This is a genomic window from Streptomyces sp. NPDC092952 (genome assembly GCF_044754785.1).
Classification (GTDB): domain Bacteria; phylum Actinomycetota; class Actinomycetes; order Streptomycetales; family Streptomycetaceae; genus Streptomyces.
In genome coordinates this window covers 1-7340 of sequence record NZ_JBIVPT010000045.1, presented here as the reverse complement: position 1 = coordinate 7340, position 7340 = coordinate 1, and the positions used below count along the sequence as shown (strand labels likewise).

General features: G+C 73.4%; 7 protein-coding genes. 2 read left to right on the top strand and 5 right to left on the bottom strand.

Annotation, left to right across the window (positions count from 1 at the left end; all coding sequences use genetic code 11):
* Positions 1-116 precede the first annotated feature (116 nt).
* The 4 genes from fxsA to ACIQGQ_RS36960 all read right to left on the bottom strand — a co-directional run bounded on the left by fxsA (position 117) and on the right by ACIQGQ_RS36960 (position 4232).
* Positions 117-704 carry an FxsA family membrane protein gene (fxsA, locus tag ACIQGQ_RS36975; RefSeq protein WP_402405016.1) on the bottom strand — a complete coding sequence of 196 codons (588 nt, stop codon included), beginning with the start codon at positions 702-704 and terminating at the stop codon, positions 117-119.
* 75 nt (positions 705-779) lie between these two features.
* A complete protein-coding gene (locus tag ACIQGQ_RS36970; protein WP_402405013.1) occupies positions 780-1547 on the bottom strand; it encodes a polyprenol monophosphomannose synthase in 768 nt (255 codons plus the stop codon).
* Between the two features lie 550 nt (positions 1548-2097).
* Positions 2098-3744 carry an amidohydrolase gene (locus ACIQGQ_RS36965; RefSeq protein WP_402405010.1) on the bottom strand — a complete coding sequence of 549 codons (1647 nt, stop codon included), beginning with the start codon at positions 3742-3744 and terminating at the stop codon, positions 2098-2100.
* A 47-nt stretch (positions 3745-3791) separates the two neighbouring features.
* Positions 3792-4232 carry an Lrp/AsnC family transcriptional regulator gene (locus ACIQGQ_RS36960; RefSeq protein WP_352280100.1) on the bottom strand — a complete coding sequence of 147 codons (441 nt, stop codon included), beginning with the start codon at positions 4230-4232 and terminating at the stop codon, positions 3792-3794.
* Between the two features lie 204 nt (positions 4233-4436).
* Between ACIQGQ_RS36960 and ACIQGQ_RS36955 the strand changes: the two genes are divergently transcribed.
* Complete coding sequence (locus ACIQGQ_RS36955) at positions 4437-4844, top strand: hypothetical protein (protein ID WP_366299948.1); 408 nt, start codon at positions 4437-4439, stop codon at positions 4842-4844.
* A 197-nt stretch (positions 4845-5041) separates the two neighbouring features.
* On the opposite strand, the gene ACIQGQ_RS36950 is transcribed toward ACIQGQ_RS36955, so the two are convergent.
* On the bottom strand, positions 5042-6214 hold the full coding sequence (locus ACIQGQ_RS36950) for an acyl-CoA dehydrogenase family protein (protein WP_366299946.1): 1173 nt from the start codon (positions 6212-6214) through the stop codon (positions 5042-5044).
* A gap of 374 nt (positions 6215-6588) precedes the next feature.
* Between ACIQGQ_RS36950 and ACIQGQ_RS36945 the strand changes: the two genes are divergently transcribed.
* On the top strand, positions 6589-7340 hold a 752-nt coding region (locus ACIQGQ_RS36945), incomplete at its 3' end, for a glycosyl hydrolase family 18 protein (RefSeq protein ID WP_402405006.1).

Below are 7340 nucleotides of genomic sequence, written 5' to 3'. Positions count from 1 at the left end.
CTCCGGCCCCCCCGCCCCCCCCCCACCCCCCCCCCGCCCCCCCCCCCGCCGCGCCCCCCCCCCCCCCCGCCCCCCCCCCCCCCCGCGGCTCGCCCGCGCCCGGGTGTTCCCGGGTCTCAGGGAGTCAGGGGCGGCCGCGGGCCCTCGTCGGGGCGCGGGGCCTGCTGCCCGCCGTCCGGCCGGATGACCTCACCCTGCACGATCTTTCCGTCCGGCCGGTGAATGCGCGCCTGCTGGAAGGCGTCGGAGAAGCTGCCGGGGCCCGCGGCGCGCATCCGGCGCTCCAGCGACCGCTCCGCGTACCGGCCGAGCCGGGTACGGACCGCCGGGACCAGCAGGGCGAGCCCCGCCACGTCCGAGACGATCCCGGGGATCATCAGGAGCAGCCCGCCGAGCATCAGGAAGCCGTTGCCCCTGCTCTCGGGGGCGGCGGTCGGCTCGGCCGCGGCCCCGGGCTGCCCCGGCGTCCGCTGGAGCGTCTCGGTGAGGTTGCGGAAGGCGCGGCGGCCGGCCCGCTTGATCACCGCGGCACCGCAGACGATGCCCGCCGCCAGGATCAGCAGCACGGTGAACCCGCCCGCCGCGCCGGCCACGACGGTGAGCAGCCAGATCTCCAGTACCGCCCAGGCGGCGATGGCGAGAGGGAGGTAGGTGCGGACGCGTGAACGTCCGCGGGCGGTCGGGGGCTGGGTACCGGTCGTCATGCTCCCCAGTGTGCCCGTACGGGCGTCGGAGCGGCGCAAGGGGGTGATTCCGCGCGGGCTCCGCGTAGGGGCACGTCAGAGGGGCTTGCGGCCCAGAACCCGGTTCGCGCGGGACGTGACGCCCCAGGCCGTGACCCGCCAGAGCGCCTCGACCAGGATGTCGCGGCTCATCTTCGAATCGCCGACCTCCCGGTCGACGAAGGTGATCGGGACCTCCACGACGTGGTACCCGGCCTCGACGGCCCGGCGGGCCAGGTCGACCTGGAAGCAGTAGCCCTGCGAGGCGACCTTGTCGAGGCCGAGGCCCTCCAGGGTCTCTGCGCGGAAGGCCCGGAAACCGCCGGTGACGTCCCGGGTCCGCAGCCCGAGCAGGAGCCGGGAGTAGGTGCTGCCGCCGCGCGAGATCATCTCGCGGGACTTGGGCCAGTTGACCACCCGGCCGCCCGGCACCCAGCGGGAGCCGAGCACCAGGTCGGCGCTCTTGAGCGCGGTCAGCAGCCGGGGCAGCTCCTCGGGCTGGTGGGAGCCGTCGGCGTCCATCTCCACGAGCACGCCGTAGCCGTGCCCGGTGCCCCAGCCGAAGCCGGCGAGGTAGGCCGCGCCGAGCCCTTCCTTGCCCCTGCGGTGCAGCACCTGGACCTGCTCGTCCTCGGCGGCGATCTCGTCGGCGATCTTGCCGGTGCCGTCCGGGCTGTTGTCGTCGGCGATCAGGATGTCGGCATCCGGCACCGCGGTACGCACCCGGCTGACGATCGGCTTGATGTTCTCGGCCTCGTTGTAGGTCGGGATGATCACCAGGATCTTGCCGAGCGGCCCGTACCGCCGCTGACCGCCGTCGTTCACTTACTGCCCCTTAAGTCCGTACGCAGGTGCCCACCATATCCAGCGGGCGGAGGGCGCTCGGCGACGCGGTCGGGCGGGACCGCCGCCCGGCCGGGACAGAAGGAGGGAAGTACGGACAGAAGCCCGGCCCCGGGCGGGGACGGGTTCTGCGGATGGGGGCCCGGCGCCCTTCGGGCCGACCTGGGGCCCGCTGGCTGCGGGTCGACCTAGAGCCGTTGTCTACTGAACGTCCGGGCCCCATCCGGGTCGCACCGCCGACCGGCTGAAACCTTCCCTCGTCCCGAGGCGCGGGCGCTGAACCTGGCTGACAGTGGTGGTGCGCCGGTGCGGCACACCACCCCGTGACCCAGCGGCGTTCGACGACTGCGTGGAGGCTCGACCGGTCGGACGTCCTGTGGTGGACCCGGCCGAACCTACCGGCCGGTGGGCGCATTCTGTCAATAGCCGTCTGACCTGCAATATTTACGAAACTTGCCTGGTCAGTAGCGAAGATCCCCAGGTGACGGCGGAACGGACCCCGCCACCGGTGGCGGGACGGGGCATCCGTACGTCACTCGTTCGGCCGCTCGTAGACCGTGTGTCCGAGAACCACTGTCCGCAGGCAGACCGGGAGTTCGGCGCCGGGGGTGAGATCGGGCAGCCCGGGGGTGCCGGAACGGGGGTCGGTCGACCAGCGGGCGACCCGGTCGTCCGGGGCCTGGACCAGCAGTTCCGAGGTGCGCCAGACCGCGTAGTCGGCCGGGGCCCCGGGGACCAGGAGGCCCGCGTCGTCCCGGCCCACGGCCCGCCAGCCGCCCCTGGTGTGCGCGGTGAAGCCGGCCCGCACGGAGATCCGGTGCTCGGGCGTGCGGTGGAAGGCCGCGGCCCGGACGGTGCCCCACGGGTCGAACGGGGTGACCGGGCTGTCGGAGCCGAAGGCCAGCGGCACACCGGCCCGCAGGAGCGCCGCGTACGGGTTGAGGGTGCGGGCCCGCTCGGCGCCGAGCCGGCGCGCGTACATGCCCTCCTCACCGCCCCAGGCCGCGTCGAAGGCGGGCTGGACGGAGGCGGTCAGGCCCAGTTCGGCGAAGGCGGCGACGGTCTGCGGGGTGAGCATCTCGGCGTGCTCGACGCGGTGCCGGGCGCCCCGGATCCGGGCCAGGCCGAGCGTCTCGGAGGCCGCCCGGACGCCCTCGACGACGGCGGTGACCGCGGCGTCGCCGATGGCGTGGAAACCGGCCTGGAGCCCCGCCTCGGTGCACGCGGTGACATGGGCGGCGATCTGCGCGGCGTCCAGGTGGGCGGTGCCGGTGTGCCCGGCGGGGCCGTCGGCGTACGGCTCGTGCAGGCAGGCGGTGTGCGAGCCGAGGGAACCGTCCACGAAGAGGTCCCCGGCGGCGCCGATCGCGCCGAGCTCACGGATGCGGAGGGCGTCCTTCTCGTCGGCGACCTGCTCGGCCCAGTAGCCGTGGACGCGCGGGCCGCTCTCCTCGGCGGCGAGCTTCAGCAGACCGGCGAAGTCCTCCTCGTCGGAGATGTCGGGGCCGCCGCACTCGTGGAGGGTGCCGATGCCGAGCGAGGCGGCGTGCCGCCGGGCGGCGCGCTGGGCGGCGGCGCGCTGGGCCGGGGAGACGGCGCCGTGGGCCGCGGCGCGGACCGCGTGGTGGGCGGCCCCGGTCAGCGGGGCGTCGGGGTGGTAGCCGGTCAGCCCGGTGACGCCGGGGACGAGGTCGAGCAGTGCGGTGGTCACGACCGCGGAGTGCACGTCGACCCGCGGCAGGTAGACGGGGCGGCCGGCGGCCGCCGCGTCGAGCTCGGCGCGCGACGGGGGGCGCTGTTCCGGCCAGCGGGCGGCGTCCCAGCCGTGGCCGAGAACCACCCGGTCCTCGGGGTGGGCGGCCACGTGCGAGCGCAGCAGGGTGAGCGCCTCGTCCAGGTTCCGGGCGCCGGAGAGGTCGAGGCCGGTGAGGGCCAGGCCGCTCGACGTGGTGTGGACGTGGGCGTCGGTGAACGCGGGCGTGACCAGCGCTCCGTCGAGGTCGACGACCTCGTCGACACCGCTCGCGAAGGCGTCGGCGGCCCCTTCCGAGCCCACCCAGGCGACATGGCCGCGTTCGACCACCATGGCGGTGGCGAAGGGGTCGGCGGGGCTGTGGACGTCTCCACCGCGCAGCAGCACGGTGCGGTGGTCGCTCTGAAGGGCGGTGCTCTCGGTCATGGGACCAGTCTCGCGCCTGTCCGGACCCGAGCGGTCCGCGCCCCCCGTCAGATGCGCGGCGGCCGTGCCTCGTACGGGGTGGACAGGACGACCGTGGTGCGGGTGGAGACGCCGGCCAGCGAGCGGATCCGGCTGAGCAGGTGCTCCAGCTCCAGCGGCGTGGCGACCCGCACCTTGAGGATGTAGTTCTCGTCGCCCGCGACGCTGTGGCACGCCTCCAGCTCCGGGACCCCGGCGAGCCGCTCGGCGATGTCGTCGGGCGCGCTCGGGTCGAACGGTTTCACCGAGATGAACGCGGTGAGCGGCAGGCCCACGGCCTCCGGGTCGACGACCGCGGCGTAGCCCCGGATCACCCCGCGCTGCTCCAGCCTGCGGACACGCTGATGAACCGCCGACGTGGACAGGCCCGTGGCCTTGCCCAGGTCGGTGTAGCTCATCCGCCCGTCCTTGACGAGCAACTCCACGATCTGTCGGTCCAGCTCCTCCATGCGGATCAACTTATTGCCCCATGTCCCTCCAGGCACAGCGCCGGGAGCCCCGGAGGGGCGGCACACCGGGTTCATGTGACGAACACCACAGGTTTACGGATGGGTAGCCGACCCCCTCGCGGTTACGGGGGATCCGCGACGGGAAGTGCTTGCTGTGGCCACGGCCAAGTCTCCTGGCCGGCCCACCCGAGGGGGGAATTTCCCATGCAGCGCCTGAAGCTCACCGAACGCACCGAACCGGACTCCGTCGAGGACGCGGTCTCCGGCGAGGAGCCCGTTCCCGACGCGTACGACACCTTCGAGATGTACCGGGTCGTGTGCCCGGACTGCGTGCAGCCGATCGCGCTGCTCGCGGGCGAGGAGGCGCTCCCGGAGCACGCGCTGTGCCCGACGCCGTGGAATCCGTTCGTGCTGACCGTCTGCTCGGGGACGGGGCGCGCCGCCTCGCAGGCGCGGCCCGCCGACGACTCCCTCGACGCCCAGGAGCAGGAGACGGGGCTGCTGCTCACGCTTCCCCAGGGGCTCGACTGGCGGATGCAGCCGTTCTCCCACGCCGGCGGCCCCGGCTCCCGTCCGCTGCGGGTGCCGCGGATGCGGCGCGACGCCGCCTGACGGCCGTCCCGTACCGCCCGCCGCTTCCGCGCACCACGACGGCCCGGCCGGTGTGGTGCCCACGGTGGGCACCCGGCCCCGTCCGCGCGGCGGCGCCGCGCACCGGACAGAACGTGGTGCGGCCCTCGTGGGCCGCCACGACCGGGGCGGAGCCGGATCGTGGCGACGCCGGGGCGGCCTGAGCGGCCGCCCGGAGGTCAGCGGGTCTCGGGCCCCGCGAGATGGCGGGCGATGACCATCCGCTGGATCTGGTTGGTGCCCTCGACGATCTGCAGCACCTTGGCCTCGCGCATCAGCCGCTCGACGGGGAAGTCGAGGGTGTAGCCGTATCCGCCGAGCACCTGGACGGCGTCGACGGTGACCTTCATGGCGGTGTCGGTGCAGAACAGCTTGGCCATGGCCGCCTGGCGCGAGAAGGGCTTGCCCGCGTCGCGGAGCCGGGCCGCCTCCAGGTAGAGCGCCCGGCCGGCCTCGATCTGGGTGGCCATGTCGGCGAGCATGAAGCGCAGCCCCTGGAAGTCCGCGATGGGACGGCCGAACTGCCGCCGTCCGGCGGCGTACTCGACGGCCTCGCCCAGGGCGGCCTGGGCGACACCGATCGCACAGGCGGCGATGCCCAGCCGTCCGGAGTCGAGCGCGGACAGCGCGATCGCGAAGCCCTGGCCCTCCTCACCGATCCGGCGCGCGTCGGGGATCCGGACGCCGTCGAAGTTCAGCTGGGCGGTGGGCGAGCCCTTCATGCCCATCTTCTTCTCGGGGGCGGCGGCGTTCAGCCCCTCGGCGTTGCCGGGGACCAGGAAGGCGGTGATCCCGCGGGCGCCCTCGGCACCGGTGCGGGCCAGGACCGTGTAGAAGTCCGCGACACCGCCGTGGGTGATCCATGCCTTGGTGCCGGTGATGACCCAGTCGTCGCCGTCGCGCACGGCCTTGGTGCGGAGCGAGGCGGCATCGGAGCCCGCGGCGGGCTCGGAGAGGCAGTAGGCGCCCAGCAGGCCGCCGCCCAGCATCGACGGGAGGTGCTCGGCGCGCTGCTCGTCGGTGCCGTATCCGGCGACCGCGTGGCAGGCCAGGGAGTGGACGCTGACACCGAGGCCGACGGTGAGCCGGGCGGCCGCGAGCTCTTCGAGGACCTGCAGGTAGACCTCGTACGGCTGGTCGCCGCCGCCGTGGGCGGAGTCGTAGGGCAGGCCCAGCAGTCCGGATTCGGAGAGCAGCGAGAAGATCTCGCGCGGGAACAGACCCGCTTCCTCCTCCTCGGCGGCCTTCGGGGCTATCTCCCGCTGGGCGATGTCGCGGACGAGCGCGATCAGCTCCCTGGACTCCTCGGTGGGCAGTCGACGTTCCACCACGTACGAAGCACGGTCGGTCATGACGGCGCTCTCCTCCCTGTCGGGCGTTGCGACGGTCGCGCGCGAGGGGTGTGGGCGGCGCCGCCGGGGGGTTCCGGGCGCGCCCGGAGAAGCACTGCGGCCCGGCCGCTCCCGTCGGACCCTCGGATCACGAGAGCCGCTGGCCGGCGGCCGTGGCGGGTCGAGTATGCCCGATCGGACGATATCCGTCACGGGGCGCCCGGGCGACTCGGCCGGGGGCGGAAGGATCACCGGACTTGGTCCACACCATTGACCCGACTGGTCTAGTCCATCTACGGTTCCCATCGAGCGGCATTTGCGCGTTCATGCCAAATTCACGCGACGGCCGACTCACCGTCCCCACAAGCGAGTTCCCTCCCCCACGAGGAGACAAGATGTTCGGACCGCATCGACTTCGCGCCCGTTTCCGGGCCTTCGCCGCAGCCGCCTGTACCGCCGCCCTCGGCGCCGCCCTGCTGGGTGTCGCGGGCACCGCACCGGCCGGCGCCACCCCCACCACCACGCGGGCCGCGGCGCCCGCCACCGCCGACGCGACCCCCACCGCGGCCGGCGACAAAGTGGTCGGGTACTTCACCAACTGGGGCGTCTACGGACGCAACTACCACGTGCGGAACATCGAGACCTCCGGCTCGGCCGCCAAACTCACCCACATCAACTACGCCTTCGGCAACGTCCAGGGCGGCAAGTGCACGATCGGTGACTCGTACGCCGACTACGACAAGGCGTACACCGCCGACCAGTCCGTCGACGGCGTCGCCGACACCTGGGACCAGGATCTGCGCGGCAACTTCAACCAGTTGCGCAAGCTGAAGAAGCTGCACCCCGACCTGAAGATCATCTGGTCGTTCGGCGGCTGGACCTGGTCCGGCGGCTTCGGTGAGGCCGCGAAGAACCCGGCCGCGTTCGCCGACTCCTGCTACAGCCTGGTCGAGGACCCGCGGTGGGCCGATGTCTTCGACGGCATCGACATCGACTGGGAGTACCCCAACGCCTGCGGCCTGACCTGCGACACCAGCGGCCCGGCCGCACTGAAGGGCCTCACCTCCGCGCTGCGCACCAAGTTCGGCAAGGACTACCTGGTCACCGCCGCCATCACCGCCGACGGCTCCGACGGCGGCAAGATCGA

Bases quoted from the DNA above. Each gene is read 5' to 3' on its own strand.
- fxsA (WP_402405016.1), bottom strand. From the start codon at position 704: ATGACGACCGGTACCCAGCCCCCGACCGCCCGCGGACGTTCACGCGTC.
- ACIQGQ_RS36950 (WP_366299946.1), bottom strand. From the start codon at position 6,214: ATGACCGACCGTGCTTCGTACGTGGTGGAACGTCGACTGCCCACCGAG.
- ACIQGQ_RS36955 (WP_366299948.1), top strand. From the start codon at position 4,437: ATGCAGCGCCTGAAGCTCACCGAACGCACCGAACCGGACTCCGTCGAG.
- ACIQGQ_RS36960 (WP_352280100.1), bottom strand. From the start codon at position 4,232: ATGGAGGAGCTGGACCGACAGATCGTGGAGTTGCTCGTCAAGGACGGG.
- ACIQGQ_RS36965 (WP_402405010.1), bottom strand. From the start codon at position 3,744: ATGACCGAGAGCACCGCCCTTCAGAGCGACCACCGCACCGTGCTGCTG.